Here is a 22,854-nt window from a genome sequence, read left to right on the forward strand (position 1 = left end):
GTCATGAACGGTGCGCCGACGGATGGTTGACGCGACGACGGGGCGTACGACCACCCGCCCGGTCACGCACCCCGCTCAGGGCACCCCTCACGGCGCGATCGGCAGCCGCCTCTTGTGCTCCGTCGCCCGGTACCGGCGCACGATCGCCGACGCCGCTTCCCCGTCGACGGGCCTGCCCTCCAGGAAGTCGTCGATGTGGTCGTAGGTCACCCCGAGCGCGTCCTCGTCGGGCAGCCCGGGGTTGAGGGTCTCCAGGTCGGCCGTCGGGACCTTGCCGACCAGTTCCGCCGGTGCGCCCAGCGCCTCGGCGACGGCCCGCACCCGCCGCTTGGTGAGCCCGGTCAGCGGGACGACGTCGGCGGCGCCGTCCCCGAACTTGGTGAAGAAGCCGGAGACCGCCTCGGCCGCGTGGTCGGTGCCGACGACCAGCCCGTCGTGCGCCCCGGCGACCGCGTACTGGGCGATCATGCGCTGGCGCGCCTTGATGTTGCCGTGCACGAAGTCCTGGTGGCCCGGGTCCCGGAACACCGTGCCCCCGGCCAGCACCGCCTCCAGCGCGGCGTCGCTCGCGGGCCGCACGTCGACGGTGTGGACCCGGTCGGCGCGGATGAACTCCAGGGCGAGCCGGGCGTCCTTCTCGTCGGCCTGCACCCCGTAGGGCAGCCGCATCGCGTGGAACACGGCCTGGTGTCCCGCCGCCCGCGCGCGCTCGACGGCGAGCTGGCACAGCCGCCCGGCCGTCGTGGAATCGACCCCGCCGCTGATGCCGAGGACCAGCGCGCGCAGCCCCGTGGAGGTCAACTGGTCGGCGAGGAAGGCCACTCGGCGCTCGATCTCCGTCCGCGCGTCGAAGTCGCGGGTGACCAGCAGGTCCTGGGCGATCGTCTCCTGCACGGACGCGGACTCCTGGTCGGTCACGGTGGCTCCTCTGGGTCGCTGGTGGTGCTCATGGGCGGGACGGTGTCACCTGACATGATCGTCCATCGTCCGGCACACTCGCGCCATGGAGACAGCTGAGTTCGTGCGCACCCTGGACCGCGAGGGCCGGTTGCTGGCCGTGGCCGCCGAGGAGGCCGGTCCCGGCGCGCGGGTGCCGACCTGCCCGGAGTGGCGGATCGAGGACCTCGTCGGGCACACCGGGGTGGTGCACCGGTGGGCCACCGCGTTCGTCACCGAGGGGCACACCTCCTCCCGGCCCCTCCCGGCGGCGCCCGGCCTGGACGGCGACGCGCTGTCCGGCTGGTTCCGGCTCGGGCACCGGCACCTGGTCGACGCGCTGGCCGCGGCCTCCCCCGACCTGGACTGCTGGCACTTCCTGCCCGCTCCCTCGCCGCTCGCCTTCTGGGCGCGCAGACAGGCCCACGAGACCTCGATCCACCGGGTGGACGCCGAGTCGGCCCGGCGCGGGACGCCGACCCCGATCGACCCCGCCTTCGCGGCGGACGGCATCGACGAGGTGCTGCGCGGCTTCCACGGCCGCTCCCACAGCCGGGTCCGCACCGAGGAGCCCCGGGTGCTGCGGGTGCGCACCACGGACGGCGACGGCGCCACGTGGACGGTACGGCTCTCCCCCGAGACGCCGGTGACGGAGCGCGGGGACGCGGGGGACGCCGACTGCGAAGTGGCGGGCACGGCGGCGGAGTTGTACCTGGCGCTGTGGAACCGGGCACCGTTCCCCGCCGTCACCGGCGACACCGCCGTCGCCGGGCTGTGGCGGTCGACGTCGGCGGTGTGAGGAGCCGACCGCCCGAACGGCCGCCCCGGGAAAGGACGTCGGGGACCCCGGGGGTACGGACGCAGGTGGGTAAGTCGCAGGACTCCGCTCCGCGGCGCCCGGTCAGTGCCTCAGTCCGCCAACATCCGCGTGAGCACCGCGCGTTGCACCGGCAGCACCTGGCCGTGCAGCGCGCGGCCCTTCTCCGTCAGCGTGACCCGCACCCCGCGCCGGTCCTCCTGGCACATGGCACGGGCGACGAGGGCGTCCGTCTCCAGGCGGGCGATGAGGCGGGAGAGCGCGCTCTGGCTGAGGTGGACGCGCTCGGAGATCTCCTGCACCCGGAAGCCGCAGGGGTCCGCCGCGAGGACGTCCATCACCTCGAAGTCGCTGCCGCACAGGCCGTGTCGGTGCAGGACCCGGTCAAGCTCGCACTGGGTGCGCGCGTGCAGCGCGAGGATGTCCCGCCACCGGTCGACGAGCGCCTGCTCGGCCTTCTTCCCCGCCATCCGCGCACCGTAGCAGACCGTCCGCGCACCGCACTCCCTTCGTGCACGCCCGAGTTGGGGAGGGCTGCCGGGGCGCCCGGCCCGGCGGCGGACGGCTGCCGTGAGCATGACGGGCCCGTGCCGACCGACGCGGCACGGGCCCGTTGGAGCTCGCCTCTCGGCTGGGTCAGAAGGGGAAACGGCCCAGGGTCGGCGCGTTGCCCTTCCAGTGGGCCCCGGCACAGCCGTTGCCGTAGAACCCGTGACCGTTGCCCGCGCCCGCGACCATGCCGCAGGCCGCGAAGCCGCCACTGGAGTGGTCGTCGCCACGGTCGTGGGCCAGAGCCGAGCCGGCGCTGCCGAGAACGGCCGTGACGGCGAGGAGGCCGGCGGCGATGGTGGTACGCATACGCATGTTTTCTCCCGATCGAGAGGGTTTTGGGGACGTAACAGAACTCCCCGGCACACCCCGCCCCGAACCGCGCGTCACCCGCGTGCCACAGCGAACACCCGAATGCCACGGCCCCGTCAACCACCCGAGGCGCGTCACACCTCCCCGGCACCACTCCGACGGCCCTCCGCGCACCGGGCTCCGTGCGCCCCACCAGGAACTCCCGCCCCACGGGTCCCCGCGCGTCCCAGGGAACCCTGCTCACCGGTCCGCCTCCCCGCCCTCAGTCCGCCGACAGCCTGGTGTCAGGGACCCGCCATACGGCGATCACGAGGGCGACGAGGCCGACGGCCGCGCCCGCCAGGAAGACCACCTGCAGGGCGCTGACGTACCCGTCCAGGAAGGGGTGGGCGACGCGCGGGTCGAGGGCGCGCAGGAACGCCGAGTCCTCCAGGTCGACGCCGCCGTCGGGGCGCAGCACGCCGTCCAGCGCGCGGGCGTTCTCCGGCTCCCCGGCCAGCCGCCCGAACGACGGGTCGCTCTGCGCCGCCGCGAGGCGTTCGGCGATCCGCGGGCCCGCGAGGGAGAACAGGACGGAGAGGAAGGCCGCCGCTCCCACCGTCCCGCCGTTGGAGCGGAAGAAGTTCACCGAGGCGGTCGCCGCGCCCATGTCGGCGCGGGGCACCTCGGACTGGGCGAGTGTGGTGATCGTCTGCATGGCGGCGCCGAGCCCGGCCCCCATGAACAGCATGCCGACGGAGACGTACCAGAGCGGGCTGTCCGCGCGGAGGGTCGCGAAGACCAGCAGCGCCAAGGTCAGCGAGCCGACGCCCGCGACCAGGTGGATCTTGAACTTGCCGGTCCGCGCCATCAGCCGTCCCACCAGCAGCGTCACCGACACGTTGGCCACCACGGTGGGCAGGGTGGCGAGGCCCGCGCGCATCGGGCTCATGCCCTGGGCGAGCTGCAGGTAGAGCGGGAGCGTCGTCATGGCGCCGAACATGGGGATGCCGACGGTGAAGTGCAGGACGGAGCCCAGCCGGAACGCGCGGATGCGGAACAGCCGCATGGGCAGCAGGGCCGCGTCGCCCATCCGCCGCTCGATCAGCACGAAGGCGACGAGACCGACGAGGCCGAGCGCGTATCCGGTCAGCGCGCGGCCCGAGCCCCAGCCCCAGGCCCGGCCCTGCTCGGTGACGACGAGCAGCGGGACGATCCCGACGGCGAGCGCCGCAGCTCCGCCGTAGTCGAGGCGGTGCCGCACCGGACGGTGCGGCACGTGCAGCACGCGCAGGACCACCAAAAGGGCGAGCGCCGCGAGCGGCACGTTGAGCAGGAAGATCCAGCGCCAGCCGTCGAGCCCCCAGAGCGTGGCCTGCCCCGCGAACAGCCCGCCGACGAGGGGTCCGGCGATGCTGGCTCCGGCGAAGACCGCCGTGATGTAGCCCTGGTAGCGGCCGCGTTCGCGGGGTGAGGTGAGGTCCGCGATGATCGTCATGGCGAGGGACATCAACCCGCCGCCGCCGAGGCCCTGTACGGCGCGGAAGGCCGCCAACTCGTATATGGAGGTGGCGAATCCGCAGAGCAGGGAGCCTGCGGCGAAGAGGACAATGGCACTCAGGTACACCGGGCGGCGGCCGTAGATGTCGGAGAGTTTCCCGTACAGGGGGCTGACGATGGTGCCGGTGACGAGGTAGGCGGTGGTCACCCACGCCTGCGCGGTCAGCCCGTGCAGGTCGTCGGCGATGGTGCGCAGGGCGGAGGCGACGACGGTCTGGTCGAGCGCGGCGAGGAACATGCCGACCATGAGGCCGGACAGGACGGTGACGATCTGCCGGTGCGTGGGCCGCGCGGGGGCGTCCGCCGCCGGGTCGGGGCCGTCGACGGTGCCGTGCGGGACGGAGCCTGAGGTGGTCATGGTCCGCCTCCGCTCACGCCGCCGGCCGGGCCGGGACGTCCGCGGGGCGCGGTCCCGGTGGGGTGTGGCGCTGTGTCGCCGTCGCGGTGGGTGGGGGGAACGGCATGGGTCTCCTTCGTCGCCGCGGCGGGGTGAGGGGGCGCGGGAGCCGCCCGGCGTGACGGCCGGACGGCTCCCGCGGGCGGTCGGCCGACCGTCAGACGAGCTTCTCCAGGTCGGTGACGGCGCTGTCGACCTCCGGGAGCGCCAGCATCGCCAGCCGGGCCTGGCGGCTCCTGGCCGCGACGGCGGGGTCGGCCAGCACGGCGCGCAGCGTGTCGACGATGCCGTCGGGCGCGGTGTCGGTGACCGCCTGCCCCAGCCCGAGCCGCTGGACCCGGGCCGCGTTGGCGAACTGGTCGCCGAACTGGGGCAGTACGGCCATGGGGGTGGCCGTGCGCAGTGACTCGCGGATGCTGTTGAAGCCGCCGTGGGTGAGGAACAGGTCGACCGATTCGAGGAGCAGCGGCTGCGGCACCCGGTCGGTGACGTGGACGTGCGGGGGCAACTCCCCGGTCTCCGCGGGGATGCCCGAGGTGGCGACGACGACGGTGCACTCCTCCAGGCGCGACACCGCCTCGATCATCGACCGCAGTGTGCGCTCCGCGTCGGGTACCGGGAACGGTGACCGCGCGCCGTCCCCCTCGCCGACCATCTTCTTGATCAGCGGGAGCGCGGTGCCGAGGGCGGCGAGCACGAGGGGCCGGTCGGTGGGGAGTTCGGCGATCCAGCGGGGCAGCACCGAGCCCCGGTCCACCGAGGCGGACTGCCGGTAGGCGAGCGACGGCGGCAGGTGCGCGGCGAAGGAGAAGGGCGCGGGCACGTAGTCGACGCGCCCGTGCGGCACGATCGACAGCGGGTCCTCCTGGGCGGGCAACCCCTCCTTCGCGCGCAGGGCGTTGAGGCCGGACAGCACCTCTGCCGGGTCGACGAGGTTGCTGGTGCCCGAGGGGGTGGGGAGTTGGGGGACGCCGAGGTGCTCGGCGACCAGGCAGGCGCTCAGATCCATGCCGTCGCGCAGGATGAGGTCGGGGCGGAACTCGCGGGCCACCGGGAGGGTGCGGGAGAGTAGTTCGGTGGCCATCGGGCCCGCCATGACCCGGAACAGGACGCCGCGCAGGGCCTCCTGGCGCGCTGCGTCGTCGAGCCCAGGGCGGGAGGCGGGTTCGGCGAGTTCGGGGGTGATGAAGGAGTTCGGGGAGAAGTCGCCCATGGAGACGGTGACGCGGACGTCGTCGCGTTCGAAGACGGGGGCGACGGAGGGGGTGGTGGCCACGAGGACCTCGTGTCCGGCCGCCGCGAGCGCGCGGGCCAGCGGCAACTGGGCGCGGCCGTGGGAGGGACTACCGATCGTGGTGAACAGTACCCGCACGACGGGCCTTTCTGTGGGGGGTCGGTGAGCGTGAGGAGAGAGCAGGGGTCCGGTTCAGCGGGCCATCGCGGGTGCGCGGCCGACGCCCTCCCACAACAGCCCGGCCCGGTCGAGGCGTTCGGGGTCGAGGAGGTTGCGGAAGTCGTGGACGAAGGGCGTCGCGAGGCGGTCCGCGACGGCTTCCCAGTCCAGGTCGCGGAAGTCGGGCCACTCGGTGAGGACGACGCAGGCGCGGGCGCCCTCGACGGCGGCGAGGGGCGTGTCGACGACCGTGAGGAGGTCGCTGAGGTCGGGGCGCAGTTCGCTGAGGGCAGGGTCGAAGGCGCGCAACTCGGCGCCCAGGGCGCGCAGTCGGCGGGCGATGGCCAGGGCGGGCGAGTCGCGCAGGTCGGAGGTGCCGGCCTTGAAGGTGAGGCCGAGCAGCCCCAGCCGGACGCCGCGCAGGGAGCCGTCGGCCCCCGCGCACCGGGCGGCGATCCGCTCGACCAGGCGGCGCTGGTGCTCGACGTTCGTCTCGATGGTGGCCCGCAGCAGCGGGAACTCGACGCCGGACTCCTCGCACACCCGCAGCAGCGCGTGGGTGTCCTTGGGCAGGCAGGAACCGCCCCAGCCGGGGCCGGGGGCGAGGAAGGCGCCGCCGATGCGCGGGTCGTGGCCGATCCCGGCGACGACGTCGTCGATGTCGGCGCCGAGACGTTCGCAGAGGGTGGCGAGGTTGTTGGCGAAGGAGAGCTTCATCGCGAGGAAGAAGTTCGCGGCGTACTTGGTGAGTTCGGCGCCCGCGGTGTCGGTGAGCACGCGCGGCGCGTCGACGCCCGCGTAGAGGTCGGCCACCCGCCGGGCCGCGTCCGGTTCCGCGGCGCCCACCACGATCCGGTCGGGGTGCAGGAAGTCGTGGACGGCGTGTCCCTCGCGGAGGAACTCGGGGTTGCTGACCACCGTCACGTCGGGCCGGGCGAGCAGCGCCGCGACGCGTTCGGCGGTGCCGACCGGCACGGTGGACTTGTTGACGACGACGCAGCCGTCCGGGAGCCGGTCGCGGATCCCGTCGGCGACGGCCTCGACGGCGGCCAGGTCGGCGGCGCCGCCGACGCCCATCGGGGTGGGCAGGCAGAGGAAGACGGCGTCGGCCGTCGCCACCGCATCCCGGGGGTCGCCCACGAACTCCAGCAGACCGCGGTCGAGTCCGGCGCGGACGGCCTCCGGCAGGCCGGGTTCGAGGATGTCGACCTCGGCCCGGCGCAGCCGTTCCACCTTGCCCGGGTCCGTGTCGGCGCAGACGACCCGGTGTCCCAGGGAGGCCAGACAGGCGCCGGTGGTCAGGCCGACATAGCCGGTTCCAATGACGACGACACGTCGAGAGGTCAGGGGAATCACCCTTTTTCGAAGCGTTCGGGCAGCGGTTCGCCGTGGAGCGGGCGCCGTCAACGTACGTGGATCACGCGACCACTTGTCAACGATCGATGACATTGGATGGCTGCTTTTCGACAGGGCGCGCGACGACCGAGAACATGGACGGAAACAGCCGACGCGGAGGTACCAGGTGGACACCCCAGACGACGCAGCACCGGACCGGGCCCGCTCCGCGACGACCCGCAGATACGACGCGGCGGGCAGCCGGGCGGCCCTGATGAGCGCCGCGGCCCGGTGCTTCGGGAGATACGGGTACGACGGCACGAGCGTCCGCGACATCGGCAGGACCGCCGACGTCGACGCCGCTCTCGTCTACCGCTACTTCGGCTCAAAACAAGGGCTGTTCGATGCCGTGTCGACCAGCAGCACCGCCCTCTTCGAGCCCCTGCGCCACCTGCCCCTGGAGGACGTGGCGGAGTGGCTGCACAAGGTCGCCTTCGACGGTCCCGGGGAGGGCGAGGTCCCGCATCCCGTGCTGACGCTGCTGCGCTCGCCGCGCCGGGAGGAGGCCGTGGGACGGCTGCGCGCGGATGTCACCGAGGTCTTCTCGGAGAGCTTCGCGAGCCGTCTGGACGGGCCGGACGCGGAGATCCGCGCCGAGTTGCTGGCGGCGTGGATGCTGGGGATGACGCTGCTGCGGCTGGCCGTGCAGACCCCGGCCCTCACCTCGGCCGCGGACCGGACGCTGCCGTACGTGCGGGTGGCCGTCGACTCGCTCCTCGACCCGGAGGGCAAGGACGGCGGGGGCCCGGCCGGGGGCTGCTGCCGGTGCCCGATGTCCGGGGAGTGAGGGCGCGGGCCTGCCTGATCGGGCCCGCCCCGGGGCTGTCGACCGGAGGCGGGGTCCTGCCTGCCCCTGGGGGCGGAGACGGAAGAGGAGGACGGCCGACCCGCAGGGGAGAAGCGAGAGGCCCTTCCCGGCCCGTCCGTTGCCGAGGAGGCGGACGCGGACGGCCCGCCCCGGCGATCGGTCCGTCAGGAGGAGGCGGGCCGGTTGCCCGTCGTGCCGCCCGGCTCGCCGTCGTGCTGTTCGTCGGCCTCCGCCGCCTCGGCGGTCTCCGCCGTCCCGGTCGCCGCGGCCGGGTCCGCGGTGGCCGCCGCCCGGCGGTCGAGGGCGGCCAGGCCGCGCTGGGCCATCGGGTGGGTGCGGACCAGTTCGCCGAGGGTCGTCTTGCCCTGGGTGATCTCCCGGAACGCGTTCCACGCGGGCCTGAACCCGGTCAGCGCCGCGTGGAAGAGGCCGGGGCGGCGCTCGAAGATCGCCAGCATGGTCTTGCCGACGCTCATCTCGACGCCCAGGCCCGCCTTGATGGCGAACGCGTAGTTCAGCGCCTGGCGGCGGGCGTCCACCGCGTCGTGCGCCTCGGCGATCCGCACCGCCCACTCCCCCGCGAGCCGCCCGGAGCGCAGCGCGAAGGAGATGCCCTCGCGGGTCCACGGCTCCAGCAGTCCGGCCGCGTCGCCGCAGACCAGCACACGCCCCCGGGAGAGCGGTGAGTCGTCGGCCCGGCAACGGGTCAAGTGACCGGAGGAGATGCTCGGTTCGAACCCGGCCAGACCGAGCCTGCCGACGAACTCCTCCAAGTACCGCTTGGTGGCGGCGCCTTCACCGCGCGCGGAGATCACGCCGACCGTGAGGGTGTCGCCCTTGGGGAAGACCCAGCCGTAACTGCCGCGCATCGGGCCCCAGTCGATGAGGACGCGCCCACGCCAGTCCTCGGCGACCGTCTCGGGCACCGGGATCTCCGCCTCGAGACCGAGGTCCACCTGGTCCAGCTTCACGCCCACGTGCGCGCCTATGCGGCTGGCGCTGCCGTCGGCGCCGACCACGGCGCGCGCCAGCAGCGTCTCACCGCCCTGGAGGACGACCGCGACCGTGCGCCGGTCGGGCACCGCCGAGCCGTGCTGCTCGACCCGCTGCACGGTGACGCCGGTGCGCAGCTCCGCGCCCGCCTTCTGGGCGTGCTCGACGAGCTGCTGGTCGAACTCGGGCCGGTTGATGAGCCCGAAGAGCATCTGCCGGGACCGCCTGGTCCGGGTGAAGCGCCCGTTGTTGGAGAACGTCACCGCGTTCACCCGGTCGCGCAGGGGCAGCTCGAAGCCGGGCGGGAGGGAGTCGCGGGAGGGGCCGATGATGCCTCCCCCGCAGGTTTTGTACCGAGGCAGCTCCGCTTTCTCCAGCAGCAGGACACGTCGTCCCGCGACCGCGGCCGCATAGGCCGCTGAGGCCCCCGCGGGTCCCGCGCCCACCACCACGACGTCCCACACCTGCTGCACGTCGTCCGCCGAAGAGTTCTCGCCGCTCACGATGGTCCGCTGCTCCGATCAAGCCGTCTGCCGCACTGTCCCCCGCATCCTACGGCGGCTGTCACCGCAGGCCACTGTGGGAGGATCTTCGTATCCACCTGTACGTCACAACGTCGCACCCACCAGGAGCGTGCCCATGTCGTCGAATCCGGTCGCCGAGACCGTCGCCTCGCTGATGCCGAGGGCACGGACGGAGCTGGCCGAACTGGTCGCCTTCAAGTCGGTGGCGGACTTCGACCAGTTCCCCAGGAGCGAGAGCGAGGGCGCCGCCCGCTGGGTCGCCGACGCGCTGCGGGCCGAGGGCTTCGAGGACGTCGCGCTCCTCGACACCCCTGACGGCACCCAGTCGGTCTACGGTTATCTGCCGGGGCCCGAGGGGGCCAGGACGGTGCTGCTGTACGCCCACTACGACGTGCAGCCGCCGCTCGACGAGTCCGGCTGGACCACCCCGCCGTTCGAGCTGACCGAGCGCGACGGCCGCTGGTACGGGCGCGGCGCTGCCGACTGCAAGGGCGGGGTCATCATGCACCTGCTCGCGCTGCGCGCCCTCAAGGCGAACGGCGGCGTGCCGGTGCACGTCAAGGTGATCGCCGAGGGCTCGGAGGAGCAGGGCACCGGCGGCCTCGAACGGTACGCCGAGCAGCACCCGGAGCTCCTCACGGCCGACACCATCGTCATCGGCGACGCCGGGAACTACCGCGTCGGCCTGCCCACCGTCACCACGTCCCTGCGCGGCATGACCCTGGTGCGGGTGCGCGTCGACACCCTCGAAGGCAACCTGCACTCCGGGCAGTTCGGCGGCGCAGCCCCCGACGCGCTGAGCGCCCTGATCCGCGTCCTGGACTCGCTGCGCGGCGAGGACGGCTCGACGACGGTCGACGGGCTCACCCCCGCGTCCGGCTGGGACGGGCTCCAGTACGACGAGGAGCAGTTCCGGCAGGACGCCAAGGTGCTCGACGGCGTCGAACTGATCGGCTCGGGGACGATCGCCGACCGGATCTGGGCGCGGCCCGCGGTCACCGTCCTCGGCATCGACTGCCCGCCGGTCGTCGGCGCCACGCCGTCGGTGCAGGCGAGCGCCCGCGCGCTGGTCAGCCTGCGGGTGCCGCCGGGCGTGGACAGCGTCGAGGCGACCAAGCTGCTCCAGGCCCACCTGGAGGCGCACACGCCGTGGGGCGCCCGGGTGAGCACCGAGCAGACCGGTCAGGGCCAGGCGTTCAGCGCGGACACCACGAGCCCCGCGTACGCGGCGATGGCCGAGGCCATGGCGGTCGCCTACCCGGGCCAGGAGATGCAGTACGCCGGTCAGGGCGGCTCCATCCCGCTCTGCAGCACCCTCGCGGGGCTCTACCCGGAAGCCGAGATCCTGCTGATCGGGCTGAGCGAGCCGGAGGCGCAGATCCACGCGGTGAACGAGAGCGTGTCGCCGCAGGAGCTGGAGCGGCTCTCGGTGACGGAGGCCCTGTTCCTGCGCAACTACGCGGCGGGCTGATCACCCGCGGGTGCCCGGCACCGGAGGTCCGGTGCCGGGCACCCGCGCGTGCGGCCGGAACCCGTCCCACCGCCGGACGGACCGGAACAGCACGGCGGCGCCAAGACCCGGGAACCGTCCCCGCGTGGACTGCCGTCCGCGTCCCGTCGGCGCCGGGCCGGTCACGGCACCGGGACGCCGCGCTCCAGGTACATCGCCGCGCCCCGCTCCCGCGCCCGCAGGGCCCAGCGCAGGCGGGCGTAGCGGACGGGCGGCAGCAGGTCGGCGGCCTCGCCCTCGGTGACGAAGCGGCAGCCGCGCAGTTCGGGGCCGGGCAGCAGCAGCCGGGCCGCCTCGTCGGCGTCGAGCCGCCCCCCGTCGTAAAGGAGCCGCAGCCCGCCGTACCCGGGCGGTGCGGGCGCCTCCCAGTCGACGACGAGCAGTCGTGGCACGTCCGCGAGGTGCAGGCCGGTCTCCTCGGCGACCTCGCGGATACCGGCTCTCGCGGGTGCCTCGCCGGGTTCGACGACACCGCCGGGGAACTCCCAACCGGCCTTGTAGGTGGGGTCGACGAGCAGGATGCGGTCCCGTTCGTCGAAGAGGAGGACGCCGGAGGCGAGGGTCTCGCCGGTCGGCTCGGGCGTCTGCACGATGGCGCGGACGGGCACCTCGCCGTTGCCGAGGGCCTCGGCGATCCGTCCGGCGGCGTCCCGCGCGCTCAGCGCGCTGGTGTCGACGAGATGCGCGTCGGCGCTGAGCCAGGAGGCGAGGGCGGCCCGGTAGGGCTCGATGTGGTCGAACGACCACTGCCGGACGCGTATCTCGCCGTCGGCGGGTTCGGCCGGGACCTCGCGGTCGGCCACCCGTCGGCGCAGCTCGGACTCCGACGGGGCGAGGACGAAGTGGTGGACGCCGATCCGGCGGGCGGCGAGCCCGCCGAAGATCTCGTCGCGGTGCTCCTGACGCAGCAGGGTCATCGGGACGACGAGGGTCCCGCCCAGCTCGGCCAGCATCGCGGCGGCGGTGTCGATCACGAGACGGCGCCAGATCGGCAGGTCCTGGTAGTCGTTGACCTCGGCGAGGTGCTTGGCCGGAAGCAGCCGTGTGAGGGTGGCGCCGATGACCTCTGGGTCGAAGAGCGTGCTGTTCGGGATCAGGTCGATCAGTTCCCGTGCGGTGGTGGTCTTCCCCGCGCCGAACGCGCCATTGATCCAGACGATCACGGTTCCCCCATTTCTCTCGACCCACTGAGGCTTGCCCGTTTCACCCCGTCTCGGAAACCAGTGCGAGTGCGGTAGCAGCACACGGCGGCGCCGATGCCCTCCCTGACGAGGCACCGACGCCGCCGTGCGGTCATGGGTCCAGGTTTCAGCCGTTCTGGCCGAGGCTGTGCTCGTCCATGGCGAAGCTGTCCTGGCTGACGGTCCGGTCGACCGCGCTGACGGTGTCCTTGACGTTCAGGTCGTCCAGGACGGTGTGGTCCTCGGCGTGCGACGGGCTGACCGCGGCGACGACGAAGCCGGTGGCGAGGGAGGCGATGGCGAGCATGCTGCGCTTCTTCATGCCCTGCTCAACTGCCCGACCACCGCAGGAGTCACGGTCCGGCTCCCGCCCCACCCCCGTCCGAAGCACATCCCACCGCACCTGAAGCCCCTGCCGAGACCCCGCCCGCAGGGCCCCGGAGCCCGACAGAGAGACCACACAGCCGGGCCGCGAGACCACGGAAACGAGCCGCGAGGCCACGGCGACAGGCCGCAAGCCCGAAGAGTCGGACCGCAAGCCAACGCGGCCGGCCCGCAAGCCCACGGAGCCGGGTCGCGAAGCCCCGGACGCAGGCCGCAACCCCGCCCGCCCGCACCGCGAACCCACGTCCCCAGACCGCGAGGCCGCGCCCCCGGGGCGGCAACCCCCCGGCGGGAACGTTACTGCGGCGCACCCCCGCACCGGCCCCCTCCCGACCCGTCTCACACCGTCGCCGCGTCCGCCCGCCGGGCCAGCGCGGCGGCCGCCGCGCCCACCAGGCCCGCGTCCGTGCCCATCTGGGCCGGGGCGACCGCGAGGCGCTGCACGAACGACAGCGTCGCGTAGTCGCCCAGGGCCTTGCGCAGCGGGGTGAAGAGGACCTCGCCCGCCTTGGCGACGCCCCCGCCGATCACCGCGATGTCGATCTCGACGAGCGTGGCCGTCGCCGCGATCCCGGCGGCGAGCGCCTGCGCGGCCCGCTGGAACGACGCCACCGCGACCGGGTCGCCGACCCGCGCCGAGGCGGCCACCGCGGCGGCGGAGGTGTCGCCGTCCGGTCCGGGGCGCCACCCGTTCTCCAGCGCCCGGCGCGCGATGTTCGGGCCGCTCGCGATCCGCTCCACGCAGCCGCGCGAGCCGCACGGGCACGCGTCGCCGTCGAGGTCGACGCTGATGTGCCCGATGTGGCCCGCGTTGCCGGTGGGGCCGGGGTGCAGCTGTCCGCCGAGCACGAGCCCGCCGCCGACGCCGGTGGAGACCACCATGCACAGGGCGTTGTCGTGACCTCGCGCGGCGCCCTGCCAGTGCTCGGCCGCGGTGATCGCGACACCGTCGCCGATCAGCTCGACCGGGAGCCCGCAGACGGCCTCCCGCACCCGGCGCACCAGCGGGAAGTCCCGCCAGCCCGGCACGTTCACCGGGCTCACCGTGCCCGCGGAGGCGTCCACCGGGCCCGCGCTGCCGATGCCGAGCGCCGCCGCCCGTTCCCACAGCGGCGAGGCCGTCAGCTCGCCGAGCACCTCCTCCACGGCCCGCATCACCGTCTCGCCGTCACGCTGCGCGGGCGTCGGGCGCTGGGATCGCACCAGGATCTGGCCGTGGCCGTCCACCAGCGCTCCGGCGATCTTCGTACCGCCGATGTCGAGCGCTGCCACGAGGTCGGTGTGCATCAGTGTCGGATCTCCCCGTCAACCATCGGATCTCCCATCGACTGGGAACCTCTCCCACCGGGCGCGGGAGAGGAGCGGACCGGTCTGTCGGTGGGGGCGCAGGCCGGAGATTGCGGTGGACAGTCTCTCGCGCATATGACAACGTTGTCCAGGCTCTATGCTCGACGCCACATCCTCATACATCCCTATGGTCCGACGCACCCCTATGGACGAGACAGGACAAGGACAGCGCATCGTGCCCGAGACTGCCCGCCGCTCCGCAGGCGTTCCCACCCACCGCTACGGCAACCGGCCCACCATGAAGGACGTCGCCGCGCGCGCCGGTGTGGGACTCAAGACCGTCTCCCGCGTGGTCAACGGCGAGTCCGGGGTGACCCAGGAGACCGAACGCCGGGTGCAGGAGGCGATCGACGCGCTGGGCTTCCGCCGCAACGACAGCGCGCGCGTCCTGCGCAAGGGCCGCACCGCCAGCATCGGCCTGGTCCTGGAGGATCTCGCCGACCCGTTCTACGGGCCGCTCAGCCGCGCCGTCGAGGAGGTGGCGCGGGCGCACGGGGCGCTGCTGATCAACGGGTCGAGCGCGGAGGACCCGGACCGCGAGCAGGAACTGGCGCTCGCGCTGTGCGCGCGCCGGGTGGACGGTCTCGTGATCATCCCGGCCGGTGACGACCACCGGTACCTGGAGCCGGAGCTGCGGGCCGGGGTCGCGACGGTGTTCGTGGACCGTCCGGCCGGGCGGATCGACGCGGACGTGGTGCTCTCCGACAACTTCGGCGGGGCCAGGGACGGGGTCGCCCACCTCATCGCGCACGGCCACCGCAGGATCGGCTTCGTCGGTGACATGCCGAGGATCCACACCGCGGCGGAGCGGCTGCGCGGCTACCGGACGGCCATGGAGGACGCCGGGATCACCGTGGAGGGCTCCTGGATGTCCCTGGGGGTCACCGATCCGACGCGGGTGCGGCGGGCGACGGAGGAGATGCTGTCCGGGCCGGACGCGGTGACCGCCATCTTCACCGGCAACAACCGGGTGACCGTCACCGCCATCCGGGTCATCGCCGAACGGGCCAGGCCGGTCGCGCTGGTCGGCTTCGACGACATCGAGCTGGCCGACCTGCTCCAGCCGGGCCTCACCGTGGTCGCACAGGACTCGGCCGCGCTCGGCCGGACCGCCGCCGAGCGCCTCTTCCGCCAGTTGGACGGCACGCTGCTCGCCCCCGAGCGGATCGAGCTGCCGACCCGGCTGATCACCCGCGGTTCGGGCGAACTCCCCCCGGCGAGCTGAGCGGTTCATGCGCGACCGCACGCTGGAGGCGCTGGGGCTCGGCGAGGCGCCGCGCGAACACCCGCTGAGCTACCCGGGGGTGTGGCCGGTCGGCTCCGGACTCCTGGACGGCGACCGGCTGTTGCCGCTGGAGCGGCTCACGCACCCGGAGCGTGTGCCGGTCCTCGCGGTCGGCTCCAACGCCTCGCCGGGACAGCTCAGGCACAAGATGGCCGCGGCCCGTGTCACCTCCCCGGTGCCGATGACGCGGGCCGGGGTGACCGGCCTGGAGGTCGGCGTCTCGGCGCACGTCAGCGTGATGGGGTACATGTCGGCGTCGCCCTTCCGCTCGCCGGGCACGGTACGGGAGTTGTTCGTGACGTGGTTCGACGCCGCGCAGCTCGCGCTGGTCGACGCGAGCGAGGGCGTGCCGCTGCCGGACGGCCACTATCTGCGGGTCTGGCTGCCCGCGTCCGAGGTGCGGATCGAGCTGGCGGACGGGACGGTGCTGCCCGGTGCGTTCGGTTACGTCAACCGGCGCGGGGTGCTGCTCGACCGCTCCGGCTCCCCGCGGGTCCATCTGCGCGACCAGCGGGCCCTGTTGACCGGACTCCTGGCGGACTCCCCCGGGTTGCGGAGGCTGTTCGGGGACACCGCGCGGGAGTTCAGCCGCCGGGCGCGGGCGGACCCGGAGCTGTGCGCGGCGGGGACGCGGCTGTTCGCCGCCGAGGGGATGGTCACGGCGTCCGGGCTGGAAGGGCTCGCCCGAGCGCTCCCCGCCCGGCGCCGGTGACCGGGCCCGCGCTCCGGGCTACGCGGAGGCCGTCAGGTCGGCCCGCCTGGGCCGGGCGAACGCCTCCAGGTCGGCGCGGGTGAGGCCGGTGGCGCGGGCCACCTCGGCGATGTCGAGGGCGCCGCAGTCCAGGCCGCGCAGCAGGTAGCCGCTGAGCGCCTTGGCGGTGGCGGGTTCGTCCATGACGTCGCCGCCGGTCCGGTTGGCGTACCGGGTGAGGCGGGCCGCGGCCTGCTCGAAGCCCTCGCGGTAGAAGGCGAAGACGGCCGCGTACCGGGTCGGGATGTGGCCGGGGTGCATGTCCCAGCCCTGGTAGTAGGCGCGGGCGAGGGCCCGCCGGGTGAGCCCGTAGTGCAGGCGCCAGGCGTCGTGGACCTTGGGGGTGGGGCCGACGGGCAGGACGTTGGTGGAGCCGTCGGAGACGCGGACGCCGGTGCCCGCGGCGGCCACCTGCATGACCGCCTTGGCGTGGTCGGCCGCCGGGTGGTCGCTGGCCTGATGGGCGGCGGAGACACCGAGGCAGGCGCTGTAGTCGAAGGTGCCGTAGTGGAGCCCGGTGGCGCGGCCCTCGGCGGCCTGGATCATCCGGGCGACGGTGGCGGTGCCGTCGGCGGCCAGGATGGACTGGCTGGTCTCGATCTGGATCTCGAAGCCGATCCGGCCGGGCTGGAGACCGCGCGCCTCCTCGAACGCCGTCAGGAGCCGGACCATGGCGGTGACCTGCTCGGGGTAGGTCACCTTGGGCAGCGTCAGGACGAGCCCGCCGGGCAGGCCGCCCGCCTCCAGCAGGCCGGTGAGGAAGATGTCGAGGGTGCGGATGCCCCGGTCGCGCACCGGTGCCTCCATGCACTTCATCCGGATGCCCATGCAGGGTGCGGCGGTTCCGGTGCGGTAGGCGTCGGCGATCAGCCGGGCGGCGCGGGCCGCGGCCGCGTCCTCCTCGTCGTCCGGGCGGTTTCCGTAGCCGTCCTCGAAGTCGACCCGCAGGTCCTCGACGGGCTCGCGCTCCAGCTTGGCGCGCACCCGCTCGTAGACGGGTACGGCGAGGGCGTCGGCGAGGCCGAGGACGGCGGCGAAGGAGGCGGCGTCCGGCGCGTGCCGGTCGAGGGCGTCGAGGGCCTGGTCGCCCCAGGAGCGGACGGTGTCGGCGGCGAAGACGTCACCGGGGACGTACACGGTGTGGACGGGCTGGCGGGTGCCCGGGTCGCCGGGGTAGCGCCGCTCCAGTTCGGCGTCGACCGGCGCGAGGGAGGCGCTGATCTCGTCGCTGACGGCGCCCGCGAGGCTCGTCGCCACCTTCTCCTGCTGACCCATCCCACACCCTCCAGTTCTTCCGCCTTACGGAATCAACTATCCGCACAGCGAAGTTATCCGGGTCGCTTCCCGCAGGTCAACACCCTCCGCCCCGACAGACCGAGGCCCCCGCGACCACGGGGGTCACGAGGGCCTCGGGCCGAGCGGCGGGGATCAGCCCTTGCGGGTGTTGATCTCCTCGGTGAGCTGCGGCACCACGTCGAAGAGGTCGCCGACGACGCCGTAGTCGACCAGGTCGAAGATCGGGGCCTCGGCGTCCTTGTTGACGGCGACGATCGTCTTCGAGGTCTGCATGCCCGCCCGGTGCTGGATGGCGCCGGAGATGCCGTTGGCGATGTAGAGCTGCGGCGACACCGACTTGCCGGTCTGGCCGACCTGGTTGGTGTGCGGGTACCAGCCGGCGTCCACCGCGGCGCGCGAGGCGCCCACGGCCGCGCCGAGCGAGTCGGCGAGGGCCTCGATGATCGCGAAGTTGTCGGCGCCGTTGACGCCGCGGCCGCCGGAGACCACGATCGCGGCCTCGGTCAGCTCCGGGCGGCCCGTCGACTCGCGCGGGGTGCGGCCGGTGACCTTGGTGCCGGTCGCCTGCGCGGAGAAGGTCACGGAGAGCGCCTCGACCGCACCGGCCGCCGGGGCGGCCTCGACGGCGGCGCTGTTCGGCTTGACCGTGACGACCGGAGTCCCCTGGGATACACGGGACTTGGTGGTGTAGGACGCGGCGAACACCGACTGGGTGACGACCGGGCCCTCGGCGCCGGACTCCAGGTCGATGGCGTCGGTGATGATGCCGGAGCCGATGCGCAGCGCGAGGCGGGCGGCGATCTCCTTGCCCTCGGCGGAGGACGGCACCAGCACGGCGGCCGGGGAGACGGCCGCGTGGGCGGCCTGGAGGGCGTCGACCTTCGGCACGACGAGGTAGTCGGCGTACTCGGCGGCGTCGTCGGTCAGCACCTTGACGGCGCCGTGCTCGGCGAGGACCGCGGCGGTGTCGGCGGCGCCCGCGCCCAGCGCGACGGCGACGGGCTCGCCGATCCGGCGGGCGAGCGTCAGCAGCTCCAGGGTGGGCTTGCGGACGGCACCGTCCACGTGGTCGACGTAGACGAGAACTTCAGCCATGGGATTGCTCTCCTGCGAGACGAGGGTGAGGGGCGGTCGGCGGGGCGGGCTCAGACGAACTTCTGGCCCGCGAGGAACTCGGCGAGCTGCTTGCCGCCTTCGCCCTCGTCCTTGACGATGGTGCCCGCGGTCCTGGCCGGACGCTCGTCCGCCGCGTCGACCGCGGTCCAGGAGCCGCCGAGGCCGACCTCGTCGGCGTCGATCTCCAGGTCCGAGAGGTCCCAGGCCTGGACCGGCTTCTTCTTCGCCGCCATGATCCCCTTGAACGAGGGGTAACGGGCCTCGCCCGACTGGTCGGTGACCGAGACGACGGCGGGCAGGGCGGCCTCGAGCTGCTCGGAGGCGGCGTCGCCGTCCCGGCGGCCGGTGACCTTGCCGTCCTCGACGGAGACCTCGGAGAGCAGCGTGACCTGCGGGACGCCCAGACGCTCGGCGAGCAGCGCGGGGACGACACCGGCGGTGCCGTCGGTGGAGGCCATGCCGGAGATCACCAGGTCGTAGCCGGCCTTCTCGATCGCCTTGGCCAGCACCAGCGAGGTGCCGATGACGTCGGTGCCGTGCAGGTCGTCGTCCTCGACGTGGATCGCCTTGTCGGCACCCATGGACAGCGCCTTGCGCAGCGCGTCCTTGGCGTCCTCGGGGCCCACCGTCAGGACGGTGACCTCGACGTCGTCGTCCGAGTTCTCCGAGATCTGGAGCGCCTGCTCGACCGCGTACTCGTCCAGTTCGGAGAGCAGACCGTCCACGTCGTCCCGGTCCACGGTCAGGTCATCGGCGAAGTGCCGGTCGCCAGTGGCGTCGGGCACGTACTTCACAGTGACAACGATCCTCAAGCTCACGCCGGCTCTCCTACTGCATCGTCATTTTCGGCTGCCTCTTGAAGGCAGCATAGGCGCCTCAAGCAGCCCGTCCCGGTCGGGGCGACCTGCGCTCCGACCAAAATATTACTCGCCAGTACATCCAGTTCGTTCCCGCTGAGCAAGCGCTTTGAACTGTGACCTTTGCAACGCAGCGTAATCGGAACTCGACGGGTGTGCAGCACCGGGGACGGGTCAGGCGTACCGGTCGTCAGTCGCGCAGGCCGTGGAAACCGCCCTGGTGGTACAGGAGCGGTCGGCCGGGGCCCGTGGGGTCGCCCGCCAGCACCTGGGCCACCACGATCCGGTGGTCGCCGGCCGGCACCCGCCCGACGATCCGGCAGACCAGCCAGGCCCGCACGTCGGCCAGGACCGGGACGCCCTCGGGCCCCTCGCTCCAGCGCGTGGGGGCGCCGAACCGGTCGGCGCCGCTGCGCGCGAAGGTGGCCGCCAGGTCGCGCTGGTGCTCCGCGAGGAGGTGCACGCCTATGTGGTCGGTCTCCGCGACCGCGGGCCAGCTGGAGGCACCGGTGCTGATGCCGAAGGAGAGCAGCGGCGGCTCGGCCGAGACGGAGCTGAGCGAGGTGGCGGTGAAGCCGACCGGGCCCGCCGGGCCGCGGGCGGTGATCACGGCGACGCCCGCCGCGTGCCGCCGGAAGACGGAGCGCAGCAGGTCGGGCGTGGCGAGTTGGGCGGCTGCGAGGTCGGGCGATGCCGTCATGGAGCTGTCCTTCCGCGGAGGGGGGTCGACCGGGCCGTGGTTGCTCAGTGGCCCGGACAGCCCGCGCTCGCGGTGCGCCCGAGGTCGACGTGGACCCGCCCGTGGAGCAGGAGTTCCGTTGGCATACGGTCAAGTTGACGATAGGTGGTACACACAGTCAAGTGCGCCCTGTCCTCCGCGGGGCGCCCCGTCGCGCCGGTGGCGGGTGTCAAACCGCCTCCCCCAGCGCGGCGATGACGTCGGCGCGGCGCGGCTGCCCGGTGGCGCGGCGGACCACCCGGCCCTCGGCGTCCAGGACCAGGACCGTCGGGGTCTTGAGGATGTCGAGGGCGCGCACGAGGTCGAGGTGGTGCTCGGCGTCGATCTCGACGTGCCGCACCCCCGGGACCATGTCGGCCACCTCGCCCAGGACCCGCCGGGTCGCCCGGCAGGGGGCGCAGAAGGCGCTGGAGAACTGCACCAGGGTGGCCCGCTCGCCCAGCGCCTCGCCCAACTCGGCCGCGCCCACCCGTTTCCCGTCGTCCCGCCCGCGCACCCGCACCCTCCCGCTCCGCCGCTGCCGCACCACGCCGTAGGCGCCCGCCACCGCGAGCACCGCCAGGCACACCACCAGTCCTGTCACACCGGGGGGAGCGTTCACGAGACCGTAAAGATTCCCGGGGCCGCGTACCGGTTCCGGTGCGTGATGCTTGCCCCCATGGACATCGATGTACGAGGCCCCCGGTTCGGCGCGGCCGTGACGACCGCCGCCCTGGCGGCCGTGCTGATCACCGGCAGCGCCTGGCTGCTGGCCTGGCAGACCCTGGCGTTCGCGCTGGGCGCGGCGCTCGGCGTGGGCCGCTCGCCCTACGGCGTGCTGTTCCGCACCGCGATACGGCCCAGGCTCGGGCCGCCGCGCGCGTTCGAGGCGCCCGAGCCGCCGCGCTTCGCCCAGGCGGTGGGCCTGGCCTTCGCGCTGATCGGTCTGGTCGGTTACACGGTGGGGCCCGGGTGGCTCGGCACGGCGGCGACCGCGGTCGCGCTCGCGGCGGCCTTCCTGAACTCCGCGTTCGGCTTCTGCCTGGGCTGCGAGACGTATCTGCTGCTGCGCCGGGCGACCGCGGGCGCCGGCTGAGGACGGCACGGGAGAGGGGGCGCGGGCCGGTCGGCGGGGCCCGTGCGGACGTGACGAGGATCTCGTGGTTACCGGGCACTTGGACTGGCCACCCGCGCGTTCTTCGGGCACGATCTGCGAGATGCCGTAAACCTACGGCTCCGTAACTTCCCGCCGGGAGCTCCCCATTCCCAGGCTGAGCACGAAGGGCCCACGCCGTCCATGGCCGAGCTTGTCTACCGTCCCGTCATCGGATTCGCCCGCACGCTGTTCAAGGCGTGGGACCTGAAGATCGACTGCCAGGGGTCGGAGAACATCCCGCGCTCGGGCGGCGCCGTGCTGGTCAGCAACCACATCAGTTACCTCGACTTCATCTTCAACGGCCTGGCCGCGCTGCCGCAGAAACGTCTCGTTCGCTTCATGGCGAAGGAGTCCGTCTTCCGGCACCGCGTCTCGGGCCCGCTGATGCGCGGGATGAAGCACATCCCGGTCGACCGCGACCAGGGTGAGGCCGCCTACGCGCACGCGCTGGCCTCGCTGCGGTCCGGCGAGGTCGTGGGCGTGTTCCCGGAGGCGACGATCTCGCCGTCGTTCACCCTCAAGAGCTTCAAGTCGGGTGCCGCGCGGCTGGCCCAGGAGGCGGGCGTCCCGCTGGTGCCGATGGCCGTGTGGGGGACGCAGCGGCTGTGGACCAAGGGCCACCCGCGCAACTTCAAGCGCAGCCACACCCCGATCACCATCCGGGTCGGCGAGGCCATCGAGGCGTCCCGGGACAAGTACGCGGGCGCCATCACCCGGCAGGTGCGCGAGCGGGTGCAGGAGCTGCTGGAGGCCGCCCAGCGCGCCTACCCGGTCCGTCCGAAGGACGCGAACGACACCTGGTGGATGCCCGCCCACCTCGGCGGCACCGCGCCCACCCCGGAAGAGGTCCGGGCGGCCGAGGCGCGCTGACCGCGGGCCCGGCGGGGCTCGCTCACAGCCCCGGCGCCCGTACCTCGATCCGTGCTCCGGGGCTGAACTTCGCCAGCAGTTCGGCGAGTTCGGCGCCCGCCGCCTCGACGTCGGCGACCGGCATCGGGGCGAGTCCTTCGAGCAGGAAGATCCCGGAGACGGTCCGCTCGGTCAGCCGGGTGCGCGGCCCCTGGCGCCAGTTCCAGCGGCGGCAGGTCACGCCCGTCCCGTCGCGCCAGACCACCTCGCCCGCGTCGGGGTGCTCGACCAGCTCCTCGCCCCCTGCCGTCGTCACGAACTCCTCGTCGCCGGTGGCCCGTTCGAGCGACATGCTTCCCTCGATCCGGTCGAGGTCCTCACCGCCGACCGGGATCAGCCAGGCGACGCTGACCGCGTTGTAGAGGTCGACGAGCAGGTTGACGCGGGGCAGTCCGCCGTCCGCGAGGGCCCTTCTGGCCAGCGCCTCGGCCGAGTTGCGGGTGCGCGAGGGCTTGGCGCCGAACGCCGTGTAGAGCGCGCGCCAGGCCGCCATGTGCGGGTCCTCGTGCGGGGCACGCCCCTGGAGGCGGTCGGCGAGGCGGCGGGCCGCGTCGTCGAGCAGGGCCGAACTCTCGTCGGTGCTGGGCCCGTTGGTGAGTCCGTGCGCCTCGATGACGAGCGGGGTGAAGCCGGGGGCGAGGGCGCGCACCTCGTCGGACACGGTCAGGGTGAGGGTCATCG

Annotated in this window: 23 protein-coding genes; 7 read left to right on the top strand and 16 right to left on the bottom strand. The window is 73.5% G+C overall.

Going from position 1 to position 22,854, the window contains the following annotated elements:
- Nucleotides 1–87: 87 nt before the first annotated feature.
- Nucleotides 88–918 carry an ammonia-dependent NAD(+) synthetase gene (gene nadE, locus GA0115242_RS26230; RefSeq protein WP_093832633.1) on the bottom strand — a complete coding sequence of 277 codons (831 nt, stop codon included), beginning with the start codon at nt 916–918 and terminating at the stop codon, nt 88–90.
- An 85-nt stretch (nt 919–1,003) separates the two neighbouring features.
- Between nadE and GA0115242_RS26235 the strand changes: the two genes are divergently transcribed.
- Nucleotides 1,004–1,735 (top strand): maleylpyruvate isomerase family mycothiol-dependent enzyme, encoded by a 732-nt coding sequence (locus GA0115242_RS26235; RefSeq protein ID WP_093832635.1) that lies wholly within the window; start codon nt 1,004–1,006, stop codon nt 1,733–1,735.
- Nucleotides 1,736–1,845: 110 nt separating this feature from the next.
- Here GA0115242_RS26235 and GA0115242_RS26240 read toward each other — a convergent pair whose 3' ends face one another.
- The 5 genes from GA0115242_RS26240 to GA0115242_RS26260 all read right to left on the bottom strand — a co-directional run bounded on the left by GA0115242_RS26240 (nt 1,846) and on the right by GA0115242_RS26260 (nt 7,290).
- Nucleotides 1,846–2,223, bottom strand: a complete 378-nt coding sequence (locus GA0115242_RS26240) for a MarR family winged helix-turn-helix transcriptional regulator (protein WP_161353284.1) — start codon at nt 2,221–2,223, stop codon at nt 1,846–1,848.
- 166 nt (nt 2,224–2,389) lie between these two features.
- On the bottom strand, nt 2,390–2,617 hold the full coding sequence (locus GA0115242_RS26245; RefSeq protein ID WP_141721750.1) for a hypothetical protein: 228 nt from the start codon (nt 2,615–2,617) through the stop codon (nt 2,390–2,392).
- 259 nt (nt 2,618–2,876) lie between these two features.
- Nucleotides 2,877–4,511: an MDR family MFS transporter gene (locus GA0115242_RS26250; protein WP_093832641.1), complete on the bottom strand. Its 1,635-nt coding sequence runs from the start codon at nt 4,509–4,511 to the stop codon at nt 2,877–2,879.
- Nucleotides 4,512–4,707: 196 nt separating this feature from the next.
- Entirely contained in the window at nt 4,708–5,922 is a 1,215-nt protein-coding gene (locus GA0115242_RS26255) for a glycosyltransferase (RefSeq protein ID WP_093832643.1), read from the bottom strand.
- A 54-nt stretch (nt 5,923–5,976) separates the two neighbouring features.
- On the bottom strand, nt 5,977–7,290 hold the full coding sequence (locus tag GA0115242_RS26260) for a UDP-glucose dehydrogenase family protein (protein WP_176729918.1): 1,314 nt from the start codon (nt 7,288–7,290) through the stop codon (nt 5,977–5,979).
- Nucleotides 7,291–7,465: 175 nt separating this feature from the next.
- On the opposite strand from GA0115242_RS26260, the gene GA0115242_RS26265 reads away from it, so the two are divergent.
- The gene (locus GA0115242_RS26265) at nt 7,466–8,125 is read left to right on the top strand and encodes a TetR/AcrR family transcriptional regulator (RefSeq protein ID WP_256089757.1); all 660 of its coding nucleotides are present in this window, start codon (nt 7,466–7,468) and stop codon (nt 8,123–8,125) included.
- 185 nt (nt 8,126–8,310) lie between these two features.
- On the opposite strand, the gene GA0115242_RS26270 is transcribed toward GA0115242_RS26265, so the two are convergent.
- Nucleotides 8,311–9,642: a geranylgeranyl reductase family protein gene (locus GA0115242_RS26270; RefSeq protein ID WP_256089758.1), complete on the bottom strand. Its 1,332-nt coding sequence runs from the start codon at nt 9,640–9,642 to the stop codon at nt 8,311–8,313.
- 136 nt (nt 9,643–9,778) lie between these two features.
- Here GA0115242_RS26270 and GA0115242_RS26275 point away from each other — a divergent pair, with 136 nt between their 5' ends.
- Nucleotides 9,779–11,134, top strand: a complete 1,356-nt coding sequence (locus tag GA0115242_RS26275) for a dipeptidase (RefSeq protein ID WP_093832647.1) — start codon at nt 9,779–9,781, stop codon at nt 11,132–11,134.
- Nucleotides 11,135–11,295: 161 nt separating this feature from the next.
- On the opposite strand, the gene GA0115242_RS26280 is transcribed toward GA0115242_RS26275, so the two are convergent.
- From GA0115242_RS26280 to GA0115242_RS26290, 3 genes are all read right to left on the bottom strand, one after another.
- A complete protein-coding gene (locus GA0115242_RS26280) occupies nt 11,296–12,336 on the bottom strand; it encodes an NUDIX hydrolase (protein ID WP_093832649.1) in 1,041 nt (346 codons plus the stop codon).
- A gap of 145 nt (nt 12,337–12,481) precedes the next feature.
- Nucleotides 12,482–12,676, bottom strand: coding sequence for a hypothetical protein (locus GA0115242_RS26285; RefSeq protein ID WP_093832651.1), 195 nt, complete (start codon nt 12,674–12,676; stop codon nt 12,482–12,484).
- A 401-nt stretch (nt 12,677–13,077) separates the two neighbouring features.
- A complete protein-coding gene (locus GA0115242_RS26290; RefSeq protein WP_093832653.1) occupies nt 13,078–14,025 on the bottom strand; it encodes an ROK family protein in 948 nt (315 codons plus the stop codon).
- A 235-nt stretch (nt 14,026–14,260) separates the two neighbouring features.
- On the opposite strand from GA0115242_RS26290, the gene GA0115242_RS26295 reads away from it, so the two are divergent.
- Together GA0115242_RS26295 and GA0115242_RS26300 are read left to right on the top strand one after the other, a co-directional pair.
- Complete coding sequence (locus GA0115242_RS26295) at nt 14,261–15,310, top strand: LacI family DNA-binding transcriptional regulator (RefSeq protein ID WP_093832655.1); 1,050 nt, start codon at nt 14,261–14,263, stop codon at nt 15,308–15,310.
- Between the two features lie 7 nt (nt 15,311–15,317).
- The gene (locus tag GA0115242_RS26300; protein ID WP_093832657.1) at nt 15,318–16,082 is read left to right on the top strand and encodes a hypothetical protein; all 765 of its coding nucleotides are present in this window, start codon (nt 15,318–15,320) and stop codon (nt 16,080–16,082) included.
- Nucleotides 16,083–16,100: 18 nt separating this feature from the next.
- Here GA0115242_RS26300 and GA0115242_RS26305 read toward each other — a convergent pair whose 3' ends face one another.
- The 5 genes from GA0115242_RS26305 to GA0115242_RS26325 all read right to left on the bottom strand — a co-directional run bounded on the left by GA0115242_RS26305 (nt 16,101) and on the right by GA0115242_RS26325 (nt 20,712).
- Nucleotides 16,101–17,396, bottom strand: coding sequence for a DUF6986 family protein (locus GA0115242_RS26305; protein ID WP_093832659.1), 1,296 nt, complete (start codon nt 17,394–17,396; stop codon nt 16,101–16,103).
- Nucleotides 17,397–17,549: 153 nt separating this feature from the next.
- Nucleotides 17,550–18,512, bottom strand: coding sequence for an electron transfer flavoprotein subunit alpha/FixB family protein (locus tag GA0115242_RS26310; protein WP_093832661.1), 963 nt, complete (start codon nt 18,510–18,512; stop codon nt 17,550–17,552).
- Nucleotides 18,513–18,562: 50 nt separating this feature from the next.
- Nucleotides 18,563–19,351 carry an electron transfer flavoprotein subunit beta/FixA family protein gene (locus tag GA0115242_RS26315; protein WP_093832663.1) on the bottom strand — a complete coding sequence of 263 codons (789 nt, stop codon included), beginning with the start codon at nt 19,349–19,351 and terminating at the stop codon, nt 18,563–18,565.
- A gap of 229 nt (nt 19,352–19,580) precedes the next feature.
- Nucleotides 19,581–20,090, bottom strand: coding sequence for a flavin reductase family protein (locus tag GA0115242_RS26320; protein WP_093832665.1), 510 nt, complete (start codon nt 20,088–20,090; stop codon nt 19,581–19,583).
- A 208-nt stretch (nt 20,091–20,298) separates the two neighbouring features.
- A complete protein-coding gene (locus GA0115242_RS26325) occupies nt 20,299–20,712 on the bottom strand; it encodes a TlpA family protein disulfide reductase (RefSeq protein ID WP_093832667.1) in 414 nt (137 codons plus the stop codon).
- Nucleotides 20,713–20,787: 75 nt separating this feature from the next.
- Here GA0115242_RS26325 and GA0115242_RS26330 point away from each other — a divergent pair, with 75 nt between their 5' ends.
- Together GA0115242_RS26330 and GA0115242_RS26335 are read left to right on the top strand one after the other, a co-directional pair.
- Nucleotides 20,788–21,204 (top strand): DUF4395 domain-containing protein, encoded by a 417-nt coding sequence (locus GA0115242_RS26330; RefSeq protein ID WP_093832670.1) that lies wholly within the window; start codon nt 20,788–20,790, stop codon nt 21,202–21,204.
- A 201-nt stretch (nt 21,205–21,405) separates the two neighbouring features.
- A complete protein-coding gene (locus tag GA0115242_RS26335; protein WP_093832672.1) occupies nt 21,406–22,134 on the top strand; it encodes a lysophospholipid acyltransferase family protein in 729 nt (242 codons plus the stop codon).
- A 22-nt stretch (nt 22,135–22,156) separates the two neighbouring features.
- On the opposite strand, the gene GA0115242_RS26340 is transcribed toward GA0115242_RS26335, so the two are convergent.
- Nucleotides 22,157–22,852, bottom strand: coding sequence for a B3/B4 domain-containing protein (locus GA0115242_RS26340; protein WP_093832674.1), 696 nt, complete (start codon nt 22,850–22,852; stop codon nt 22,157–22,159).
- Nucleotides 22,853–22,854: the final 2 nt, after the last annotated feature.

This window comes from Streptomyces sp. SolWspMP-5a-2 (assembly GCF_900091845.1).
GTDB classification, from domain to species: domain Bacteria; phylum Actinomycetota; class Actinomycetes; order Streptomycetales; family Streptomycetaceae; genus Streptomyces; species Streptomyces doudnae.

Bases quoted from the DNA above. Each gene is read 5' to 3' on its own strand.
- GA0115242_RS26235 (WP_093832635.1), top strand. From the start codon at position 1,004: ATGGAGACAGCTGAGTTCGTGCGCACCCTGGACCGCGAGGGCCGGTTG.
- GA0115242_RS26240 (WP_161353284.1), bottom strand. From the start codon at position 2,223: ATGGCGGGGAAGAAGGCCGAGCAGGCGCTCGTCGACCGGTGGCGGGAC.
- GA0115242_RS26245 (WP_141721750.1), bottom strand. From the start codon at position 2,617: ATGCGTATGCGTACCACCATCGCCGCCGGCCTCCTCGCCGTCACGGCC.
- GA0115242_RS26250 (WP_093832641.1), bottom strand. From the start codon at position 4,511: ATGACCACCTCAGGCTCCGTCCCGCACGGCACCGTCGACGGCCCCGAC.
- GA0115242_RS26275 (WP_093832647.1), top strand. From the start codon at position 9,779: ATGTCGTCGAATCCGGTCGCCGAGACCGTCGCCTCGCTGATGCCGAGG.
- GA0115242_RS26285 (WP_093832651.1), bottom strand. From the start codon at position 12,676: ATGAAGAAGCGCAGCATGCTCGCCATCGCCTCCCTCGCCACCGGCTTC.
- GA0115242_RS26290 (WP_093832653.1), bottom strand. From the start codon at position 14,025: ATGCACACCGACCTCGTGGCAGCGCTCGACATCGGCGGTACGAAGATC.
- GA0115242_RS26300 (WP_093832657.1), top strand. From the start codon at position 15,318: ATGCGCGACCGCACGCTGGAGGCGCTGGGGCTCGGCGAGGCGCCGCGC.
- GA0115242_RS26305 (WP_093832659.1), bottom strand. From the start codon at position 17,396: ATGGGTCAGCAGGAGAAGGTGGCGACGAGCCTCGCGGGCGCCGTCAGC.
- GA0115242_RS26310 (WP_093832661.1), bottom strand. From the start codon at position 18,512: ATGGCTGAAGTTCTCGTCTACGTCGACCACGTGGACGGTGCCGTCCGC.
- GA0115242_RS26320 (WP_093832665.1), bottom strand. From the start codon at position 20,090: ATGACGGCATCGCCCGACCTCGCAGCCGCCCAACTCGCCACGCCCGAC.
- GA0115242_RS26330 (WP_093832670.1), top strand. From the start codon at position 20,788: ATGGACATCGATGTACGAGGCCCCCGGTTCGGCGCGGCCGTGACGACC.
- GA0115242_RS26335 (WP_093832672.1), top strand. From the start codon at position 21,406: ATGGCCGAGCTTGTCTACCGTCCCGTCATCGGATTCGCCCGCACGCTG.
- GA0115242_RS26340 (WP_093832674.1), bottom strand. From the start codon at position 22,852: ATGACCCTCACCCTGACCGTGTCCGACGAGGTGCGCGCCCTCGCCCCC.